This window comes from Paenochrobactrum sp. BZR 201-1, from assembly GCF_044987585.2.
Taxonomy (GTDB): domain Bacteria; phylum Pseudomonadota; class Alphaproteobacteria; order Rhizobiales; family Rhizobiaceae; genus Paenochrobactrum; species Paenochrobactrum pullorum.
The window spans coordinates 153,718-174,009 of the sequence record NZ_JBJDRZ020000001.1; the positions used below are offsets into that span (position 1 = coordinate 153,718).

The 20,292-nt window shown below is 46.2% G+C and carries 18 protein-coding genes; 10 read left to right on the plus strand and 8 right to left on the minus strand.

Going from position 1 to position 20,292, the window contains the following annotated elements:
* The first annotated feature begins 81 nt into the window (after positions 1-81).
* From ACI0FR_RS00910 to holA, 6 genes are all read left to right on the plus strand, one after another.
* Positions 82-540 (plus strand): Arc family DNA-binding protein, encoded by a 459-nt coding sequence (locus tag ACI0FR_RS00910; protein ID WP_461667866.1) that lies wholly within the window; start codon positions 82-84, stop codon positions 538-540.
* 2 nt (positions 541-542) lie between these two features.
* Positions 543-1,784, plus strand: a complete 1,242-nt coding sequence (locus ACI0FR_RS00915; RefSeq protein ID WP_404906784.1) for a tyrosine-type recombinase/integrase — start codon at positions 543-545, stop codon at positions 1,782-1,784.
* Between the two features lie 405 nt (positions 1,785-2,189).
* Positions 2,190-3,146: an ABC transporter substrate-binding protein gene (locus tag ACI0FR_RS00920; protein WP_374828830.1), complete on the plus strand. Its 957-nt coding sequence runs from the start codon at positions 2,190-2,192 to the stop codon at positions 3,144-3,146.
* Between the two features lie 201 nt (positions 3,147-3,347).
* Entirely contained in the window at positions 3,348-4,223 is an 876-nt protein-coding gene (locus ACI0FR_RS00925) for an ABC transporter permease (protein WP_374828831.1), read from the plus strand.
* Between the two features lie 2 nt (positions 4,224-4,225).
* On the plus strand, positions 4,226-5,020 hold the full coding sequence (locus tag ACI0FR_RS00930; protein WP_404906783.1) for an ABC transporter ATP-binding protein: 795 nt from the start codon (positions 4,226-4,228) through the stop codon (positions 5,018-5,020).
* A 124-nt stretch (positions 5,021-5,144) separates the two neighbouring features.
* Positions 5,145-6,191: a DNA polymerase III subunit delta gene (gene holA / locus ACI0FR_RS00935; RefSeq protein ID WP_404906782.1), complete on the plus strand. Its 1,047-nt coding sequence runs from the start codon at positions 5,145-5,147 to the stop codon at positions 6,189-6,191.
* Positions 6,192-6,290: 99 nt separating this feature from the next.
* On the opposite strand, the gene ACI0FR_RS00940 is transcribed toward holA, so the two are convergent.
* The 5 genes from ACI0FR_RS00940 to mnmE all read right to left on the minus strand — a co-directional run bounded on the left by ACI0FR_RS00940 (position 6,291) and on the right by mnmE (position 12,250).
* Positions 6,291-7,172 (minus strand): ParB/RepB/Spo0J family partition protein, encoded by an 882-nt coding sequence (locus tag ACI0FR_RS00940; RefSeq protein ID WP_404906781.1) that lies wholly within the window; start codon positions 7,170-7,172, stop codon positions 6,291-6,293.
* A gap of 46 nt (positions 7,173-7,218) precedes the next feature.
* Entirely contained in the window at positions 7,219-8,016 is a 798-nt protein-coding gene (locus ACI0FR_RS00945; RefSeq protein WP_374828835.1) for a ParA family protein, read from the minus strand.
* Positions 8,013-8,708: a 16S rRNA (guanine(527)-N(7))-methyltransferase RsmG gene (gene rsmG / locus ACI0FR_RS00950; RefSeq protein ID WP_404909735.1), complete on the minus strand. Its 696-nt coding sequence runs from the start codon at positions 8,706-8,708 to the stop codon at positions 8,013-8,015. Before rsmG ends, ACI0FR_RS00945 begins: the two co-directional genes overlap by 4 nt.
* A 42-nt stretch (positions 8,709-8,750) precedes the next feature.
* A complete protein-coding gene (mnmG, locus tag ACI0FR_RS00955; protein ID WP_404906779.1) occupies positions 8,751-10,631 on the minus strand; it encodes a tRNA uridine-5-carboxymethylaminomethyl(34) synthesis enzyme MnmG in 1,881 nt (626 codons plus the stop codon).
* 284 nt (positions 10,632-10,915) lie between these two features.
* On the minus strand, positions 10,916-12,250 hold the full coding sequence (mnmE, locus tag ACI0FR_RS00960) for a tRNA uridine-5-carboxymethylaminomethyl(34) synthesis GTPase MnmE (RefSeq protein WP_404906778.1): 1,335 nt from the start codon (positions 12,248-12,250) through the stop codon (positions 10,916-10,918).
* Between the two features lie 146 nt (positions 12,251-12,396).
* On the opposite strand from mnmE, the gene ACI0FR_RS00965 reads away from it, so the two are divergent.
* Complete coding sequence (locus ACI0FR_RS00965; RefSeq protein WP_404906777.1) at positions 12,397-14,433, plus strand: thioredoxin domain-containing protein; 2,037 nt, start codon at positions 12,397-12,399, stop codon at positions 14,431-14,433.
* Positions 14,434-14,479: 46 nt separating this feature from the next.
* Here the strand turns inward: ACI0FR_RS00965 and rho are convergent, their stop codons facing one another.
* The 3 genes from rho to hemE all read right to left on the minus strand — a co-directional run bounded on the left by rho (position 14,480) and on the right by hemE (position 17,560).
* Positions 14,480-15,745, minus strand: coding sequence for a transcription termination factor Rho (gene rho, locus ACI0FR_RS00970; protein ID WP_374828840.1), 1,266 nt, complete (start codon positions 15,743-15,745; stop codon positions 14,480-14,482).
* 248 nt (positions 15,746-15,993) lie between these two features.
* Positions 15,994-16,527 (minus strand): protoporphyrinogen oxidase HemJ, encoded by a 534-nt coding sequence (gene hemJ / locus ACI0FR_RS00975; RefSeq protein ID WP_374828841.1) that lies wholly within the window; start codon positions 16,525-16,527, stop codon positions 15,994-15,996.
* Between the two features lie 10 nt (positions 16,528-16,537).
* Positions 16,538-17,560: a uroporphyrinogen decarboxylase gene (gene hemE, locus ACI0FR_RS00980; RefSeq protein WP_374828842.1), complete on the minus strand. Its 1,023-nt coding sequence runs from the start codon at positions 17,558-17,560 to the stop codon at positions 16,538-16,540.
* A 436-nt stretch (positions 17,561-17,996) separates the two neighbouring features.
* Between hemE and ACI0FR_RS00985 the strand changes: the two genes are divergently transcribed.
* Genes ACI0FR_RS00985 through ACI0FR_RS00995 form a run of 3 tightly spaced genes read left to right on the plus strand, consistent with a single transcriptional unit; the run spans position 17,997 to position 20,291 of the window.
* Positions 17,997-18,818: a pyruvate, water dikinase regulatory protein gene (locus tag ACI0FR_RS00985; RefSeq protein ID WP_374830386.1), complete on the plus strand. Its 822-nt coding sequence runs from the start codon at positions 17,997-17,999 to the stop codon at positions 18,816-18,818.
* Between the two features lie 29 nt (positions 18,819-18,847).
* Complete coding sequence (locus ACI0FR_RS00990; protein WP_404906776.1) at positions 18,848-19,447, plus strand: Maf-like protein; 600 nt, start codon at positions 18,848-18,850, stop codon at positions 19,445-19,447.
* Positions 19,440-20,291, plus strand: coding sequence for a shikimate dehydrogenase (locus ACI0FR_RS00995; protein ID WP_374828844.1), 852 nt, complete (start codon positions 19,440-19,442; stop codon positions 20,289-20,291). Before ACI0FR_RS00990 ends, ACI0FR_RS00995 begins: the two co-directional genes overlap by 8 nt.
* Position 20,292 lies beyond the last annotated feature (1 nt).

Here is a 20,292-nt window from a genome sequence, read left to right on the forward strand (position 1 = left end):
TAGTAATGGCTGGTAGCCACTTGTTAACCATGGCTGATAGCTAGTATTGTGTCAATGAAAATTTTATGGCTAGTAGCTACTATGAGCAAAAAACCTATACAACCCCAAGATAAATACGTCCTTAGACTCCCTGACGGGCTCCGTGACCGGATCAAAGATCGCGCGTCGCTAACCGGTCGATCTATGAACACTGAAATTGTCCGGGTTTTGGAAAAAGAGTTTCCTGAGCCTATGAATTTAGATTCACAGCTGCAGCATCTACTCGATCTATTCACGGCACTTCGTAAAGTAAGGGGCTATGAAGGGGCGATAAGCGGTATTACCGACGCAGTTCGGGATACGGTTGAAGCGATAGCTACTGGCCGTGTGCCCAATGTAGATGAAAATACAAGAGCACAAGTTCGGCAAACGCTAGATGAATGGTATGACGAACAAATAAAGGAAGAACGAGATAGACGCGATGCAGCCGAGTTTCGTTACCTGCAATCCCAAATAGATTATGATGATGATCCCGGCTTCCCAGATCACGACGATAAATAGCCATGTCGATCCGTAAGCGTGAATGGACAACTCCAAAGGGCGAGAAGAAATCTGCGTGGGTCGTTGACTATGTGGACATGCAGGGTAAGCGCCGCCTGAAAACCTTTGCCCGTAAGAAGGAAGCTGATGCTTTTGAGGCAACGGCTAAGGTTGAAGTGCGTGAAGGCATTCATGTAGCTGACAGTGCCAGCGCAACTGTTCGTGAAGCAGGTGAGCTATGGATTAAGCGCGGCGAGCAAAATGGCTTAGAACGCGGCACAATCGTTCAGTATCGCCAGCACCTTGATTTGCACATAATCCCATATCTGGGAACCACACTGCTCTCACGGCTGAACGTGCCAACTGTACGCGCTTTTGAAGACTGGATGATTGACGAAGGGCGGTCTGCCTCGATGACACGCAAGGTCATAGTCAGTCTTGGTTCGTTGCTATCCGATGCACAAGAACGTGGCTTAGTGATTCGAAATGCAGTCAGAGAAAAGAGCCATACGCGGGTTAAGGGCAAAGAAAAGCGCCTAGAACGTCGACAGAAGGGCAAACTGAAGCTTGGGGTTGATATACCTGCCCGTGACGAGATCAAGGCCATAGTAGCCGCTCTAGAAGGCAAATGGCGACCTGTTATTCTGACTGCGATCTTTACCGGTCTTCGAGCCTCTGAATTACGTGGGCTACGATGGGCTGACATTGATTTGGAAAAGCGTGAAATTCACGTTCATCAAAGAGCTGACAGGTTCAATGTGATCGGCCGGCCGAAATCAGAAGCCGGTGAGCGAACAGTACCAATCCCTCCCCTTGTCGTTAATACACTCAAGGAATGGCGCCTAGCCTGTCCTCGTCCAAAGATGAAGGACGCTGACGGTAATGTCCTCCAAGAAGAGATTAAGCCTGAACAGCTCGCATTCCCGAACGGTCTGGGAAAGGTTGAAACCCTATCGGCCATTATGCAGCGTGGTTTCCAGCCTACACAGGTAAGAGCTGGAGTGTGCATAGATGCAGGTAAGAAGGATGCTGACGGCAATCCTATCATGTCCGCCAAATATAGCGGCTTTCACTCCCTACGGCATTTCTATGCTTCATGGTGTATCAATCGCCGTGAAGATGGTGGCTTAGGATTACCGCCAAAGGTCGTTCAAGAGCGTCTAGGCCACTCGTCAATCATCCTGACTATGGACACTTACGGTCACCTATTCCCACGCAATGATGATGAAGAACTGGCAGCAGCAGAGCTTGCATTGCTTCAGTAAGAGGCTGTTGAGTATTTAGAACGCGACATGGACGCGACATGAATATCTAAACCTATGATATTATTACGTCGAAATCATATTCCTAATCTGTAGGCCACTGGTTCGAATCCAGTCGGGATCACCACCTCTTTAGGCTTGATTATCAGCTGCTTTCGTTAATCTATCCAGCAGCGTTTTGATCCGGCTGGCTTTTGGCGCAGCTTCTTCAAGCCTCTTAATCGCCCATCCAAATTAAAAATTTTCCCCCAACCGGATACCGGTGAAACCCGCCATTCACGCCTTCGCAAATTATTGCACGCTACATTTATATCGAGTTTCACCTTAGCACTTTGGCTGCGTTGCTTTCGATTGAAAACTGCATTAATTCTCTTTACAAAACATGAAAAGATTAAGAGGGAGATCTTTATGCGTTCAATGTTTCTGGCACTGTTGGCTGCCACTGCTATCGCCACCACTCCATCCATGGCTAAAGATGTTTTGGTAGCGGTTACCGCTATTGTTGAACATCCAGCGCTTGATGCCGTTCGTGACGGCGTTAAAGATGCACTGGCAGAAGCCGGTTATAAAGACGGTGAAAATTACAAATTTACCTATCAGTCAGCTCAGGGCAATCCTGCAACCGCGGCACAGATTGCACGTCAATTTGTCGGCGATGCGCCAGATGTGATCGTTCCAATTTCAACACCTTCCGCACAGGCTGTTGTTGCTGCCACCCGTGATATTCCAGTGGTCTTTACCGCAGCTTCCGACCCGATCGGCGCACAGCTCGTCAAAACCATGGAAAAGCCGGGCGGCAATGTCACCGGCCTTTCCGATCTTTCGCCGGTTGCCGAACATGTGGCTTTGATTAAAGAAATCATGCCGGATATTAAAAAGCTCGGCTATCTCTACAATTCCGGTGAAACAAATTCCGTGTCCCTGCTGGCTGTTTTGAAAGAAGCAGCAGCGAGTGAAGGCATCGAGATTGTTGAATCGGCTGCCACCAAATCATCTGAAGTAAAAGGCGCTGCACAAGCTCTCATCGGTCGTGCCGATGCCATGTATGTGCCAACCGACAACACCATCGTTTCAGCTCTTGAAAGCGCTGTAACTGTTGCCGAAGAAGGCAAGCTGCCGCTTTTCACTGCTGATACAGATTCCGTCACCCGTGGTGCAGTTGCGGCCCTCGGCTTCAACTATTATGATGTCGGCAAACAGACCGGTGTGGTTGTAGCCCGCATTCTGAAAGGTGAAAAACCTGGCGACATCGATGTCGAAGTTGCTAAAGGCACCGATCTCGTTGTTAATTTGGGTGCTGCCAAGAAAATGGGCATCGAACTGCCGCAGGCAGTAATTGACCGCGCAACCAAAAAGATCGACTAATATAGATCGGCTGCATGATAAAAAATCGTACAGCCGTTTTCTTCGTTTTCCGTTGTTGTGGTCCGCCTGATAAACAACTGAAAATTTAATCATAAAAGCAAAATTACTGTTTCACAGAACCAGTAACTTTGCTGGACAAATGAACGGCCAACTCGCAAGCAATTAGGCATGTGTGTACGCCAGATTTAAAGGAATGGCATTGTGAGTCAGATCGCCTTTTGGGGTGCGGTCGAATTAGGCCTGATATTTTCATTTGTTGCGCTGGGTGTATATCTGGCGTTCCGGGTTCTCGATTTCCCCGACCTTACCGTTGACGGTTCTTTTCCATTAGGCGCTGCCGTCACAGCCGTGCTGATTTTAGCCGGATTTAATCCTTGGCTTGCTGCTGCCATTTCAATGGTTGCAGGTTCACTTGCCGGACTTGTCACCGCCACATTGAATGTCCGCTTTAAAATTCTCAACCTGCTCGCTTCCATTCTCACCATGATCGCGCTCTTCTCGGTCAATTTGCGTGTGATGGGACGTCCGAATATTGCACTGATCAATCAAGACACCATGCTTTCGCCGTTCTTCGGTCACGGAGTGCCTGAATATTATGTGCGACCGTTATTCATTTTTGTGCTTGTCGTTATTGCAGTGATCCTGGTTTGGCGCTTTTTGGAAAGTGACACCGGTCTTGCTATGCGTGCAACGGGTGCAAATCCACGTATGGCACGCGCACAAGGCGTCCGCCCTGAAAGACAAATCTACCTCGGTATGGCGCTTTCAAACGCTCTGGTGGCGCTTGGTGGCTCTCTATTTGCCCAGACAAACGGCTTTGCTGACGTGACCTCCGGTGTCGGTACTATCGTTGTTGGTCTTGCAGCCGTTATTATCGGTGAAACAGTGCTGCGCTCACGCCTTATCCTTGTTACACTCATTGGCTGTGTCGTCGGTTCGATTATCTACCGTATTGCGATCCAGCTGGCACTCACCAGTGATTTCTTAGGCCTCAAAGCTTCCGATCTTAATCTGGTCACTGCTGTGCTTGTAACCTTGGCGCTGATCTTGCCGCGTCTTCGCCGCGGAGGTGCATGAAAATGATTGAAGTTTCTAATCTGAATGTGATTTTTGGCCGTGGTACACCGCTTGAAAAACAAGCGCTCAACGGCATCAATCTCACCATGCAGCAAGGTTCGTTTGTAACTGTTATCGGTTCCAATGGTGCGGGGAAATCCACCTTCCTCGGCACACTCGCCGGTGATGTTATCCCGACGAGCGGTAAGGTTGTCATCAACAACAAAGATGTCACCAAGCAAGCAACAGCAGAACGGGCAAAATTGGTAGCGCGCGTGTTTCAGGACCCGCTGGCTGGTAGCTGTGGAACACTCACCATTGAAGAAAACCTTGCACTTGCTGCTGCACGTGGCAAAAAGCGTGGTCTTTCACCTGCCCTTTCCTCAAATCGTCGCGCAGAATTTCGTGAGCGTGTGTCCGGCTTAAAGCTTGGCTTGGAAAACCGTATGCAGGATCGCATGGAGCTTCTCTCCGGTGGTCAGCGTCAGGCTTTATCCCTTGTGATGGCAACATTGGCAGAATCAGAAGTCTTGCTTCTTGATGAGCACACAGCCGCGCTTGATCCGGGCATGGCTGAGTTTATCATGGAACTCACTCGCAAGTTGGTCAGCGAAAACAAGCTTACTACTTTGATGGTCACCCACTCAATGCGTCAGGCGCTTGATTATGGCGACCGCACCATCATGCTGCATGCCGGTGACGTACTGCTTGATGTGGAAGGTGATCAGCGCAAGAATTTAGGCGTAGAAGATCTCATCAAAATGTTCCGCGATGTGCGCGGGCAAAACATTGATGATGATGCCCTGCTCATCGGCTAAACCGCTCTTAAAGGCCTGATTAGAAATCAGGCCTTTTTTATGAATATGATCTATTCGTGAAACTTGTCTGAGCTTGCCGCAAATTGCCGTTTAAGTTTAAACCCGAATGGGTTAAACAGGCTTTATGGCTCAGAAAAAATCACATGAGGTTGATGCTTTTATCAACCGATCAAGCAGCAGCTTTCCAATCATCCTGCTCTATGGCCCCGATAAGGGCTTGGTGAGCGAGCGTGCAAAGATTTTTGCCAAAGCCACCGGACTGCCTTTAGATGATCCTTTTACCGTCATCCGTATGGAAGGCGACGAGGTCGATCAAAACCCGGGTAAGCTTTATGATGAAGCCATGACCATTTCTATGTTTGGTGGCAAAAGACTAATCTGGGTTCGTAATGTTTCCAGCCAGAAAAGCATGGCTGATACTATCAAACATTTGGCCACTGAGCCGCCGCAAGATGCCATTATCCTGATTGAAGCTGGTGATTTAAAAAAAGGAGCGGCCTTACGCACAGCCGCTGAAAACGGCTCAGCAGCTATGGCTCTGCCCTGCTATAGCGATGATGCACGTGGCATTGACGGCGTGATTGATGATGTTCTGTCTGCCGCCAATTTGCAAATCAGCGGCGAGGCACGCCAACTGCTGCGAATGAGCCTTGGCGGTGACCGCTTAGCCACCCGTGGCGAGCTGGAAAAGCTCTGCCTTTATGCCAAAGATAAACCCCGTATTGAACTGGAAGACGTTCGCGCATCCGTTGGCGATGTCAGTGTCGCTTCAACCGATGAAGTCATCGATGCGCTTTTGATCGGTGACATGAAGAACTTCAACAGTGCTTTCGATCGACTTGTCACCTCAGGCACCGCACCTTTTCTCATTCTCAATGCGGCCATACGCCAGTTTCAGCAATTGCAAATCATGCGCCATAGCGTTGACGTAGAACGTAAAGCACCAGCAACGATCATTGCAGCTGCCCGTCCGCCAATCTTTTTCACCAGACGTAAACTGATGGAAACAGCTTTGTCGCGCTGGCAGGCACCATCCATTTCACGCGCAGGTGAACGCTTGCAAAAAGCGGTGCTTGAAAGTCGTCAGAACAGTGATCTTTCTGTTCCCATCATACGTCAATGTCTGATGGCGCTTGTTGTGGAAGGCGTACGCAACAGTCGGGCACGATAATCGTTTAACACCTTGAAATATAAATATTATTTTAAATAAAAACGACCTCTGCTTGATCATAAGTCAGCGGCCGTTTTTAAATAATAGTTTTAAGCTGCATCAACTTTGCAGGCGACGACAGATTTCGTCCAATTGCTCCAGCGAGCTATAGCGAATACGCACTTCACCGCCCCGTTCACGGTGATTGATTTCCACCTTCATACCGGTGACATCTGAAAGCAGTTTTTCCAATGCTTTTGTATCAGCATCTTTTTCCACAGGTGCCGCTTTTTCAGCTTTGCGTGGATTTTCACCCTGCGCTTCGGCCTGCGCCAGCGCTTCCACCTGACGGACTGACAAACCATCCTTAACGATTTTCTCAGCCATCGCCACAGGGTTTTCCATCGTAATCAGACTGCGTGCATGACCGGCCGACAAAGCACCATCAGTAATGAATGATTGCACTTGTGAAGGCAGTTTCAGCAGGCGCAATGTATTAGCCACATGGCTTCGGCTTTTACCAATCACCTGAGCCAGATCAGCCTGTGTATATTCATGATTATCGATCAGCTGTTGATAACCAAGCGCCTCTTCAATCGAGTTTAAATCTGCGCGCTGAACGTTTTCAATGATCGCAATTTCCAATGCGATACGATCATCCACATCACGCAAGATAACAGGGATGGATGTAAGGCCTGCACGCTGCGAAGCGCGCCAGCGACGCTCACCGGCAATCAGTTCGTAATGCTCAGGATTACCCGGCGCCGGACGCACCACAATCGGCTGCACAACGCCATGCTCACGAATAGACTGTGCCAGATCCGCAAGATCTTGTTCGGCAAACATACGTCTCGGGTTACGCGGATTGCGTGTAATAAATTCAATAGGAACATTGTGTTCTGCTGAGATTGGCGTTTTGCGCTCTTCAACAGGACGATCAATATCCCCGATCAAAGCGGCTAAACCACGACCAAGGCGTTTTTTGGAAGGATCGTCGTTCATAGTCACGGCTACTTTCTAAAAATTGTTACGTAGTCGAATCGATAATTCAAGCGGCTTGTAAATGCCGCTCGCGTTGAATTACTTCTGATGCAAGCTGTAAATAAGCCTGACTACCTGCACATTTCAGGTCATAAAGAAGCGCCGGCTTACCATGCGATGGCGCTTCTGAAACCCGTACATTGCGTGGAATAACAGTGCGATAGACCTTTTCACCCATAAAGCTACGCACATCATCCACAACCTGAGAAGCAAGATTGTTACGGCTGTCAAACATAGTCAGCACGATGCCCTGAATCGACAGATCAGGGTTCAGTGATGAACGTACTTGCTCAACTGTCTGTAACAACTGGCTGAGACCTTCCAGTGCAAAAAACTCACATTGCAATGGTACAAGTACAGAGTCTGCTGCAGCCATTGCGTTCAAAGTCAGCAAATTAAGCGATGGCGGACAATCCACCAAAATGTAGCTATAAGCCTCAGCAACGCTGGAATCGAATTTCAGCGCATCTCGTAATCGCCGTGTACGGTCTGCAGCTTGCGAAATTTCCATTTCAATGCCGAGCAAATCAAGAGTAGATGGCACAATATGAAGATTAGGGACATCAGTTGCAACAGCAGCCTCAGGCACGGACGCAGCCTGAGTCAGCACATCATAAGATGATAGCGGGCGGTTTAAACGGTCAATACCTAAACCAGTACTGGCATTACCCTGTGGATCAAGATCGACGATCAAAACAGTTTCACCAATTGCGGCAAGAGCTGTCGCCAGATTAATGGCAGTTGTTGTTTTACCAACGCCACCCTTCTGATTTGCAATAGTTATGATTCGAGAACGTTTCATCATCCCTGTCGCCCTGCTGCTTTCTGTTCACTATCCGTAGATAGATCCGGATTATTTATTTTTTTACGCAGATTACTAATCTCGAGAATAACTGAATTATCATCGACAGCACTGTTATGCTTCACCAGATCATAATCCCATTCATCCAAAGTTTCATCAATTTCTCTCTGGTAATCTCGGCCCTTTTGGAAAAAAGCCACAGCTCCATTCTTTATCCACGGTTCTGTCAATGAAAAAAGTTTTTTCAACGAGGCCAGCGCCCGTGCAGTAATAATATCCGGTGTTGAAATTCGATCCCAAAGAGATTCAATCCGTTCTGCATATACTTCAACAGGAATATCCAGACTACCAGTGGCAGTGGTCAGAAAAGCGGCCTTCTTCACAACACTTTCCACCAAAATTATCCGGCTTTCAGTATTTTCCTTCATCATGCAACCAAGCACGATTCCTGGAAATCCACCACCAGAGCCCAAATCAAGCCAGTTTTTAGCATCAGCTTTACGGCTCAAAACCAGTTCATAGAGCTGTGCGCTATCCATAATATGGCGCTGCCATAACTCGGCAATCGTCGATGGTGATGCAAGATTAATACTTGCATTCCACTTAATAAACAACTGTTCGAAGGCAATCAGGCGCTCTACTGTTTCACGTGAAACAGTCGGACTAACAGTTTTCAACTGCGAATAGTGACCCATTTTACCCCTGCTCATTCAAATAAAATCAATTAACAATAACACTTACACTGCCTGATCAAGTGCTTCTGTACGACGCAAGTGCTTGCGTATTTGCGCGATTAACAGTGCGACAGCTGCTGGTGTCATGCCTTCAACACGCTGTGCTTCAGCAATTGTTGCCGGTCTGCGGGTTTCAAGCTTTTGTTTCAATTCATTTGAAAGACCAGAAATACCAGCATAATTAAGGCTTTCCGGAATAAATAGTTTTTCGTCCCGCTCCATCGCAACAATATCATTTTTCTGACGATCCAGATAAACGGCATATTGAGCTTCCGTTTGCAAAGCTTCGCGCGTCACTTCAGGGAAGTTTGCAAATTCAGGCCAAATTGAAATGATACGATCCATATCAATATTCGGGTAAGAAAGCAGATCATAAACACTACGGCGCACACCATCATGATTTAAATGCAAACCATGGCTTGCAGCCAAGTTGGGGCTAATATTGATTGTTTGAGCTAAATCACGGGCGAAGGTCAACGCTTGCTGTCTTGCAGCAAATTTCACACGACGAACCGTTGATAAAATGCCTAATTTTTCAGCCAGTGGTGTCAAGCGTTCATCAGCATTATCGGCACGTAGTGACAATCTGAATTCCGCTCGAGACGTAAACATACGATATGGTTCACTCACACCGCGTGATGTTAAATCATCAATCATCACACCAATATAGGCTTCGGTACGCTGAATGATAACAAGCTCATCACCTGAGGCACGTCTAGCCGCATTCACACCTGCCAACAACCCTTGCGCTGCAGCTTCTTCATAACCAGTCGTACCATTAATTTGACCAGCAAAGAACAGTCCTTCAACCTTACGGGTTTCAAGAGTTCGGCTGAGTTCGCGCGGATCAACATAGTCATATTCAATGGCATAACCAGGTTGAAGCATGCGTGCATTTTCAAGGCCTGGAATAGTCTTCAAAAGCGCAAGTTGTGCCTCTTCCGGTAATGATGATGAAATACCATTTGGATAAACAGTATCATCATCTAAACCTTCAGGTTCCAGGAAAACCTGGTGGCCATCCCTATCGCCGAATTTGACAATTTTATCTTCGATTGACGGACAATAGCGCGGACCAATTCCTTCGATATTACCGGAATACATAGCAGAGCGATGAAGATTGGCACGAATAATTTTGTGCGTTTCTGCAGTTGTTCTGGTAATACCACAATCAATTTGTGGTACTGTAATGCGGTCAGTCAACATGGAAAATGGCAGTGGGTGTTCATCCGCCGATTGCTTTTCCAAACTATCCCAATCAATTGTTCTACTGGACAACCGTGGCGGTGTACCCGTCTTTAGCCGACCTAACGCAAAGCCCAGCTTCTTTAAAGTATCACTTAATCCAAGTGCAGGCTTTTCTCCCATACGACCAGCCGGAAAATTAATTTCGCCGATATGAATCAAACCATTTAAGAATGTGCCTGAAGTTAGGACAACCGAACAGCAAGAAATCTCGCGTCCATCCATCAGTCTAACGCCGGTAATCTTACCGTCTAGAGTAATGATATCGTCGGCACCACCTTCGATAACCACGAGATTATCCTGCTCAGCAATTGCTTGCTGCATGGCCTGGCGATAAAGTTTTCTGTCGGCCTGTGTTCTTGGACCCCGGACGGCAGGGCCTTTCTTGCGATTAAGCAAACGGAACTGAATGCCTGATTGATCGGTAACTCGCCCCATCAATCCATCAAGTGCATCAATTTCGCGAACAAGTTGCCCCTTCCCTAAACCGCCAATGGCAGGATTACAAGACATAACACCAATCGTATCCGCTTTATGCGTGACCAATGCAGTGCGTGCACCAGCTCGCGCAGAAGCAGCGGCAGCTTCACAGCCAGCATGTCCGCCACCAATAATAATGACGTCGTAAGATACAGTCATGGTAAAAATTCCTGACTAGAAGAGTTGATTAATGACTCTTTGCCATGTTCGTTTAAAAAAAGATAGAGCAATTCATTGCACGGCTCTCCTGCTTATTAATCAAAATTTTGAAATATTTCATACTGCGCTAGCCAAAATAATGGCTTAATAGTGGAGAATGGAGACTCATAAGCTCTATAATGAGTCAAGCGCCATTTATGGATTCCACTGAAATGTTTCACGTGAAACATTTTTATCCCAAGATAGATTTTAGAGTTTTAATTCACGCATATGTTTCACGTGAATCATTTTCCAATGCAGAATTCCGAAAAGATAACATCCAAGATATCCTCAACGTCGACGTCACCAGTAATACGTCCTAATGATTGAGAAGCTAAGCGAAGATTTTCTGCGCGCAACTCCAATGGATAATGAATGCTACGAATTGCATTTTCGAGTTCGAGTGCTGTCCGTTTCAATAAATTAATGTGGCGAAGGCGTGTTGGAACTACCTCAGATAAATTACCGGCTTGAGCTGATACAACTACTGTTAAATCAACAATAAGCTGCTCAATATTCTCTCCGCTTGTTACAGAAATGCAGGTCTTAAAATCCTCGCTTTTATAATCATGTGTTAAATCAATTTTTGTTCCGATACGCCAAGTTTCAACATCAGCAAAATCATCAGATAAATCTGTGCGCTGATGTGTAGTCAGATCTTCCAATAGTAAAACTAAATCAGCCTTGCGTGCTTTTTCTAAAGCACGCTCGATGCCAATTTTCTCAACCTTATTTTCTGTTTCTCTGATACCTGCAGTATCAGTTACGTAAACAGGTATGCCTGCAAGATCGAGTTTAACTTCTAAGAGATCACGTGTCGTGCCAGCTTCATCGGAAATAATTGCGACATCGCGGCCTGCCAAAAGATTCAATAAGCTGGATTTTCCCGCGTTAGGCTCGCCAGCAATAACAATTTGAAAACCATCGCGAAGTATATCAGCGCGTTTTCCACCAGCAATATGATCCTGAATGGAGCGATTTAATAATGCCATAGCGTCCCAAACCTGATCTGAAACAGAACCAGGCACATCACTTTCATCAGCGAAATCGAGTTCTGCTTCAATCAATGCGCGTGCTTGAATGAGTTTAGTGCGCCAATCATTATAAAGATCACGCTGCGCACCAGAAGCAACATTTTGTGCTAAGCGTCTCTGGCCTTCAGTCTCGGCGCTGATCAAGTCAGCTAACCCCTCAGCAATCGTCAGATCCATTTTACCGTGGGTAAAAGCGCGACGGGTGAACTCCCCTGCTTCAGCAAACCGCAATCCTTGCATATGTGATAGTTCATTTAAAAAACGTTCAACAACAGCAACACCACCATGAAGATGAAACTCAGCACAATCTTCACCAGTAAAACTGGCTGGACCTTTGAAATAAATTAAAAGTCCCTGATCTAATAATTCTCCAGCCACGCTATGAAATTTGCCAAATACTGCACGACGGATTTCGGGTAGTTTTCCGAAAATCGTTTCGATAGTGAATCGAGTTTGGGGGCCAGATACGCGAATAACTGCCACACCAGCAGGAAGACGCCCGCTGGATAAAGCGAAAATCGTATCGTGGAAACTACTCTCATTCATAGCATTTTACCGTATTTAAAAAGATCAGTGTTCTGTATGATAATTCATAACAGGATTTATCTAGCGTATTTGGTTGATGGTCGCAGCATAAATGTGACGGACTTCAATCAGATGCATCCTGCCTTATCAATTTCAAGGATGAAGTCATGACAGTTCAGCTTTCCAATCAGTTAAAACTGTCTTCCAGTGCTTATTTACGCCAGCATGCAGACCAACCGGTTCATTGGCAAATCTGGTCTAAAGAATCATTAAAACTGGCAAAACAATTAAACCGACCAATTTTATTGTCGATCGGCTATGCGGCCTGCCATTGGTGTCATGTCATGGCGCATGAAAGCTTTGATGATGAAATGATTGCTCACTATATGAATGAGCATTTTATCAATATTAAAATTGATCGCGAAGAGCGTCCCGATCTTGATCAGATTTATATGGCAGCTTTAACAGCGATGGGTGAACAAGGCGGCTGGCCGCTCACTATGTTTTTAACACCCGATGCTGAACCATTTTGGGGTGGCACATATTTTCCACCGCACTCACGTTATAATCGCCCTGGTTTTGACGATGTGCTGCGCGGGATCAATCAACTTTATCATCAGGATAAAGAAAAGGTTAACCATAATTCCCGTGTCATTACTGAGCATATTCGACAGCGCTTGGCTCAGAATATCAATATTCAATCTCATGAGCATAATGCGCTCGAATTGCATCAAACGTATACGCAGCGTCTGAGCAGCATGCTTGATCTACATTATGGTGGGATCAAAGGTGCTCCAAAATTTCCAAGTGCACCATTGATGGAAATCCTTTGGCTGCAACATTTAAATCATAAAGATCAATCAACCTATGACGCTTTTCACTTAAGCCTTCGGAATATGTTGCAAGGCGGTATTTATGATCATCTTGGCGGCGGGCTTTGTCGCTATAGTGTTGATGATCATTGGTTGGTACCGCATTTTGAAAAAATGCTTTATGACAATAGCCAGCTGATCAAACATAGCAGCTTTGCCTATGCTTATAGCCAAAAGAAATTGTTACGTATACGAATCGAAGAAACAATTGAATGGCTGCAAAGAGAATTGGAATTACCACAAGGTGGTTTTGCTTCCAGTCTTGATGCTGACAGCGAAGGTGTAGAAGGCAAATATTACGTCTGGCAAAATGAAGAGATCGACGAACTCCTAGATTACGATAGTACTGCTTTTTGTGCCGCCTATAATGTGACATCACATGGTAATTGGGAAGGCTGCAATATTCTCAACCGTCTGCATTCATCCGTTGAAACGCCAGATGAAGAATTTTTGCTGCGGTGCAAAGAACGATTGTTCGAAGCCCGCCAGCAACGCATCCCGCCTGCCCGCGATGATAAGTTGCTGGTTGATTGGAACGGTCAGTTGATTGTAGCACTTGTCAATGCAGGACGTGTTTTTGATCGGCCCGATTGGATCGAGCTAAGCAGGAATACATATGCAGCAATTATGGGCAGTTTAAACAATCAACCGCTGGCGCATAGCCTTGCTGATTACGTTGCCACTGTGCCTGCTTTGTCATCGGATTATGCAGCTATGATCAATGCTGCTGTGGCGCTTTATGGCTATTATGGTGACGAACATTATATGTTAGATGCGCGGCGCTTAATCGTTGAATTAAATGAAAACCATTGTGATGAAAATGGTGATTATCGTCTCACCGCGCTGACACAAAATGATGTGATCATTCATATCCATGCTGATCAGGATGATGCCACACCAAGCGCAACAGCGCAGCTGATCGAAGCCTTGGCACGATTGGCATTAGTGGATCAGGATTATGAGTTACAGCAACACGTAGAAGCACTCTCTCAGCGCGCCCTCACCCGTATTCAATCCCTTGCCTATGGTCAGGCCGGCATTTTAAATGCAGCACTCATTTCTCAATCAGCGATGATCTTACATATCTTTACAGATAGTGTGGATCACCCGATGATTAAAATCACCAATCAGATGATTGATATGAGACGCACAGACATTATCAAGATCATTGATAATGATGAAATGCGTGAAACAAACATACCACATATCGGGTTGCAAAATATCAATCACCCATCGGCTTATCTATGCATCGGTAACCAGTGTCTGCCGCCGGTTCATTCAAATGATGATCTTGAAAAGCTTCTAAAAGAAAATGCCCCGCTTCGGATTTGAAGCGAGGCATTTTTAAATCACAGGCTAGTTCTTAGATGTTTCCAAATTATGTATTCATGGAATCGAAGAATTCACCATTGCTCTTTGTCTGCTTGAGCTTGTCATTGAGGAACTCAATCGCATCAGTGGTGCCCATTGGTGCCAAGATACGACGCAGAACGAAGATTTTCTGAAGATCCTGACGCGGAACCAGCAAATCTTCCTTACGGGTACCGGATTTCAGAATATCCATTGCCGGGAAGATACGCTTATCAGCAACCTTACGATCCAGAACAATTTCAGAGTTACCAGTACCCTTGAATTCTTCAAAGATCACTTCATCCATACGGCTGCCCGTATCGATCAGAGCGGTTGCAATAATGGTGAGTGAACCGCCCTCTTCAATGTTACGTGCTGCACCAAAGAAGCGCTTAGGACGCTGCAGAGCATTGGCATCCACACCACCGGTCAAAACCTTACCTGATGAGGGCACAACAGTGTTGTAAGCGCGTCCAAGACGGGTGATGGAATCGAGCAGGATGACAACGTCACGTCCATGCTCAACCAAACGCTTGGCTTTTTCGATCACCATTTCTGCGACCTGAACGTGACGCGCTGCCGGTTCATCAAAGGTCGAAGAAATCACTTCACCTTTAACAGAGCGCTGCATGTCGGTCACTTCTTCCGGACGTTCATCAATGAGAAGAACAATCAGGTAGCATTCAGGATGATTGGCCGTAATCGAATGCGCAATATTTTGCAACAGCACCGTTTTACCGGTACGTGGTGGCGCCACGATCAAAGCACGCTGACCTTTACCCAATGGCGCTACCAGATCAATCACACGGGCTGAAAGATCTTTATTGGTCGGAACTTCAAGTTCCATTTTAAAGCGCTCATTCGGATAAAGCGGTGTCAGATTGTCAAAGTGAACTTTGTGCCGGATTTTTTCCGGATCTTCAAAGTTGATAGTGTTGACCTTCAACAATGCGAAATAACGTTCGCCTTCTTTAGGGCCACGAATCGGCCCTTCAACCGTATCCCCGGTTTTCAAAGAGAAGCGACGCAGCTGCGACGGTGAAATATAAATATCATCAGGACCTGGCAGATAGTTTGCGTTTGCTGAGCGCAAGAAACCAAAACCATCCTGCAAAACTTCCACTACGCCTTCGCCGATAATTTCGACTTCCTGAGCGGCCAGTTTTTTCAAAATAGCAAACATCAGTTCCTGCTTACGCATGGCACTGGCGTTTTCGACTTCGAGTGTTTCAGCAAAAGCCAGCAGATCAACCGGCGTTTTATTTTTTAGTTCTTGTAGTTTCATTTCCTGCATGGGTGAGGAACTCATTAAAATGTAAGGGAAAAAATGCAATTTTCGGAAAAGTGATCATTAAACCATGATCGACATCGAAAGTCTGCTTATCAGGTGGGAAGTGCTCCATACATAATGATTTTTGCCATCAAGAGCAAGTGGCAAATGAATAGCACTGATTATTTTCTCTCAAAGCTTGTTTCCGTTAGATAATAAAAAAGCGTCGTTTTTACAAACGACGCTTTCTAAATCGGTTTATAAAACCATCATCAGAATGGTTTCACAATCACCATAATAACAATTAAAATCATCAAAACTGTCGGTATTTCATTGAAAATCCGCCAATATTTCGCTGACTTGGTATTTTCATCTGCAGCAAAGCGGCGCATGGATTTTGACAAAACACCGTGTGCAGCCGACATCAAAACAACCAAAAGTAGTTTTGTATGCAACCAACCACCTTTAAAGGCAAACATGTCCCAAGCCATCCAGAGACCTGTGATCCATGCAATGATCATGGCCGGATTCATGATAACACGCAGCAGTCTGCGTTCCATCACTTTAAAAAGCTCAGATGTTTCGGAACCCACCGCGATTGTTGAATGATAAACAAACAAACGCGGCAGATAAAGCATGGCTGCCATCCAGGAAATCACCGCAATCACATGAAGGGCTTTAATCCAATTATAAGCCCCTTCAGGATTCACGTGAAACAATATACCAAAACCGATCAGGACAATGGCAAGCGAACTCATTGCCCGAATGACAACTTTGGAACCGGAACTTTTAGTCTCAGCAGTCATAAGTATCTCCTTATGACTGATTTCTTATCCGATCCAACATTTGCTGTACATGTTCAATCGGTGCCTGTGGTGTTATGCCATGCCCCAGGTTGAAGACAAGCGGACCCTGCCCTAAATGCCTCAAAATGGCATCTACGCCTTCATCAAGCGCTTTTCCGCCGGCAACTACCCGCAATGGATCGAGATTGCCCTGTACGGCGCCCTGTGCCTGTAATTGCTTGGCAAAAGAAAATGGAACTGTCCAATCCAGCCCCAAGATGTTCACACCGGTTTTTTCACGGTAATCTTTATAAAGCAGACCTGCACCTTTCGGAAAACCGATAATGCGGGCATCGGGATAAATCGCTCTGACTTTCGCAACAATACGCGCAACCGGCTTGACGCAGAAACGATCAAAGCAATCTTCATCCAGAACACCCGACCATGAATCGAATATCTGCAAAGCATCAGCACCTGAATCAAGTTGTTTGATCAGATAAGCGGCCGAAATATCCGCCAGATCATTCAAAAGCTTTTCAAACAATTCTGGATGCTGATAGGCAAAAAGACGAGCTGGTGCTTGATCCGGTGTGCCGTGACCGGCAATCATATAAGTCGCGACAGTCCAGGGCGCACCACAAAATCCGAGCAAAGTGGTTTCATCCGGCAATTCATGACGTAGACGATTGACCGTTTCATAAACAGGTGCGAGCTTTTCTTCAGCTCCTTCAATATTTAAAGCAGCAATTTCATCTGGTGTGATCGGGGTCATTAAAGGACCACGTCCTTCTTCAAAGCGAAGGTCACGTCCAAGAACGTGAGGGACAACCAGAATGTCAGAAAAGAGAATGGCTGCGTCAAAGCCAAAACGGCGAATTGGTTGAAGTGTTACCTCAACAGCAAAATCAGGTGAGTAGCACAGGTCAAGAAAGCTTCCTGCTTCTTTTCTGCTTGCTTTGTATTCAGGCAGATAACGACCAGCTTGACGCATCATCCAAACTGGTGGTGGAAACACTGTTTCACCGTCAATAACTCTTAAAACTTTCCGTTTCATCGTTTTTCCTTCTGCGTTCCAGCGGAGTTATCCTCAGGCGCTATTAGTAAAGAAAGGAAGGATTTTGGAATCTTATGATTCTTAGAGTCTGTTAGTATTGGGGATTAATGTTTGCCTTTAATTTACCCACAGCACACTCACTCTGATCCTTTGATGTGTGCATAAATCACCGATCATTCGGGAAAAAGCAATGGGTGGCTAAATTTACTTTGAATCCTAAGGACTTGCGTAAAATAACTATCCACTGCAAATTGTGGAAAACTATTGGATAAGTGTGATAGAACTTCATCAATCAAAATTTATGCACATCCCTGTCAAAAGTTTTTATACAGGCATGCGAATTGTGGATGACTTGGCAAGTTTCCACCAGCCTGTCGGGGATAGTCATAAGGCACTGAAACTTACGCACAACCGTCAACAGGGTGATCAGAAAACTGTGACAAAATCGCTTTCTTACTTTCATTTGCATTTGATCTCTGATGCGACCGGAGAGACTCTCATTGCCGCAGGGCGTGCAGCAGCCGCGCAATACACCAATGCGCGTGCCATTGAGCACATGTATCCGCTGATCAGAACCGAGAAACAATTGAGCAAAGTTCTGGAAGGAATTGATGCTGAACCGGGTATTGTTCTCTATACAGTTGTTGATCAAAAACTGGCTGCGATGATTGATCAATCATGCGCGTCCATGGGGGTTCCCTGTGTTTCTGTTTTGGAGCCGGTGCTGGCAACATTTCAGTCTTACTTAGGGCTGGCTGCACACAGACGCGCCAGTGCGCAACATGTTCTGAATACGGATTATTTCCGCCGTATCGATGCGCTCAATTTTACCATGGAGCATGATGACGGTTTGTTGCCACCTGATATTGAAGAAGCAGATGTTGTTTTAGTCGGCATTTCGCGCACATCCAAAACACCAACCAGCATTTATCTGGCTAATCGCGGCATCAAAACCGCCAATGTGCCGATAGTAAACGGTGTGCCCATTCCGGATGAAGTGATCAATGCAAAGAAACCGCTGATTGTCGGTTTGATTGCCACGGCTGAACGTATTTCACAGGTGCGCCAGCATCGTTTGCTCGGCACGGTTGCTGATTTTCATAATGAATTTTATACCGACAGAGCAGCGATTGCAGAAGAGCTGACCTATGCGCGCAATTTGTGTGCCCGTCATGGTTGGCCGGTGATTGATGTATCACGCCGTTCGATCGAAGAAACCGCAGCTGCTATTATGGCACTGCGGCCACGCAATCGCTGATAAAGACTGTTCAAGAAATGAGATCAACAGTGACCACTTCCCTTATCTTAGCGTCGAAAAGTCCGTTCAGGGCGCAGCTTCTCAATAATGCCGGTCTGATATTTGGTACGGAAAATGCCGATATTGACGAGCGCGCAGTCGAAGCGCCGCTTTATCGTTCGGGTGCGACCCCTGAAGATGTGGCTGTCGTGCTGGCAGAAGCAAAAGCTTTAGCTGTAAGTGCAAAATATCCCGATGCGATCATTATCGGTTGTGACCAGACCTTATCTCTGAGCGACGAAATTTTTCATAAATCCACTAATCTGGAAGAAGCAGGTAATAACCTTTTAAAACTTTCCGGCAAAACCCATCAGTTGAACAGCGGTATCGTGCTGGTCAAAAATGGCGAAACAATTTGGCGCCATGTTTCAATTGCTTATATGACCATGCGTCATTTGAAACCTGAATTCATCGGGCGCTATCTGGGGCGTGTAGGTGATATCGCATTATCAAGTGTCGGCGCTTATCAGGTGGAAGGCGAAGGCATTCAATTGTTTGAAAAAATTGAAGGCGATTATTTCACCATCATTGGCCTGCCTTTGTTGCCGCTGTTGCAAAAATTACGCGAAGAAAGTTTGATTGATGGTTGAAAAAAAACAAGCCTTTGTAACCGGCTATCCGATTAAACATTCACGCTCGCCGCTCATTCATGGATTTTGGCTGCGGGAATATGATTTGCAAGGCTCGTATCAGGCCAGGGAAGTTGCACCCGAAGACTTTGCTGCTTTTGCAACAACACTGAATGCACAAGGTCTGGTTGGCGGCAATGTCACCCTGCCCCATAAGGAAGAGGCTTTTAAACTGTGTGCCAAACTGGATGATGCAGCCAAAGCCATTGGTGCGGTCAATACGCTTTGGCTGGAAGATGGTGTGCTTTGCGGCAGCAATACCGATGCTTATGGTTTTGCTGCCAATCTGGATGCACAGGCGCCTGATTGGGACAAAGCAGACATAGCTCTTATTTTAGGCGCAGGCGGTGCTTCACGTGCCATTATCCATGCATTGAAAGAGCGTGGTTTCAAAACCATTTATATTGTAAACAGAACTTTGGCGCGTGCGGAAGAATTGGCCAGACATTTCAAAAGCGATGATGTTGCAATTTCTGCTCATGAATGGGCAGATGCAGACACCCTCGTGCAATCGGCTGGTCTGATCGTTAATACAACGTCGCTTGGTATGAGCGGACATGGCCACGAAGATGACTTTCCGCTTGATCTGACACAAGCCAAGCCACATGCCTTGGCAACGGATATTGTTTATGTTCCACTGGAAACAGGGTTTTTGAAAAAGGCAGAGGCAGCCGGATTAAAAACTGCGGATGGATTGGGTATGCTGCTGCATCAGGCAGTGCCGGGTTTTGAGCGTTGGTTTGGTGTGCGCCCACGGGTAACAGAGGCTTTGCGTGCACATATTTTAGAGGATATGGCAAAATAAA

Bases quoted from the DNA above. Each gene is read 5' to 3' on its own strand.
- rsmG (WP_404909735.1), bottom strand. From the start codon at position 8,708: ATGGGTCACTATTCGCAGTTGAAAACTGTTAGTCCGACTGTTTCACGT.
- mnmE (WP_404906778.1), bottom strand. From the start codon at position 12,250: ATGAATGAGAGTAGTTTCCACGATACGATTTTCGCTTTATCCAGCGGG.
- ACI0FR_RS00930 (WP_404906783.1), top strand. From the start codon at position 4,226: ATGATTGAAGTTTCTAATCTGAATGTGATTTTTGGCCGTGGTACACCG.
- hemJ (WP_374828841.1), bottom strand. From the start codon at position 16,527: ATGACTGCTGAGACTAAAAGTTCCGGTTCCAAAGTTGTCATTCGGGCA.
- ACI0FR_RS00940 (WP_404906781.1), bottom strand. From the start codon at position 7,172: ATGAACGACGATCCTTCCAAAAAACGCCTTGGTCGTGGTTTAGCCGCT.
- ACI0FR_RS00995 (WP_374828844.1), top strand. From the start codon at position 19,440: ATGGTTGAAAAAAAACAAGCCTTTGTAACCGGCTATCCGATTAAACAT.
- holA (WP_404906782.1), top strand. From the start codon at position 5,145: ATGGCTCAGAAAAAATCACATGAGGTTGATGCTTTTATCAACCGATCA.
- ACI0FR_RS00920 (WP_374828830.1), top strand. From the start codon at position 2,190: ATGCGTTCAATGTTTCTGGCACTGTTGGCTGCCACTGCTATCGCCACC.
- ACI0FR_RS00915 (WP_404906784.1), top strand. From the start codon at position 543: ATGTCGATCCGTAAGCGTGAATGGACAACTCCAAAGGGCGAGAAGAAA.
- hemE (WP_374828842.1), bottom strand. From the start codon at position 17,560: ATGAAACGGAAAGTTTTAAGAGTTATTGACGGTGAAACAGTGTTTCCA.
- ACI0FR_RS00910 (WP_461667866.1), top strand. From the start codon at position 82: ATGAGCAAAAAACCTATACAACCCCAAGATAAATACGTCCTTAGACTC.
- ACI0FR_RS00945 (WP_374828835.1), bottom strand. From the start codon at position 8,016: ATGATGAAACGTTCTCGAATCATAACTATTGCAAATCAGAAGGGTGGC.
- ACI0FR_RS00965 (WP_404906777.1), top strand. From the start codon at position 12,397: ATGACAGTTCAGCTTTCCAATCAGTTAAAACTGTCTTCCAGTGCTTAT.
- rho (WP_374828840.1), bottom strand. From the start codon at position 15,745: ATGCAGGAAATGAAACTACAAGAACTAAAAAATAAAACGCCGGTTGAT.
- mnmG (WP_404906779.1), bottom strand. From the start codon at position 10,631: ATGACTGTATCTTACGACGTCATTATTATTGGTGGCGGACATGCTGGC.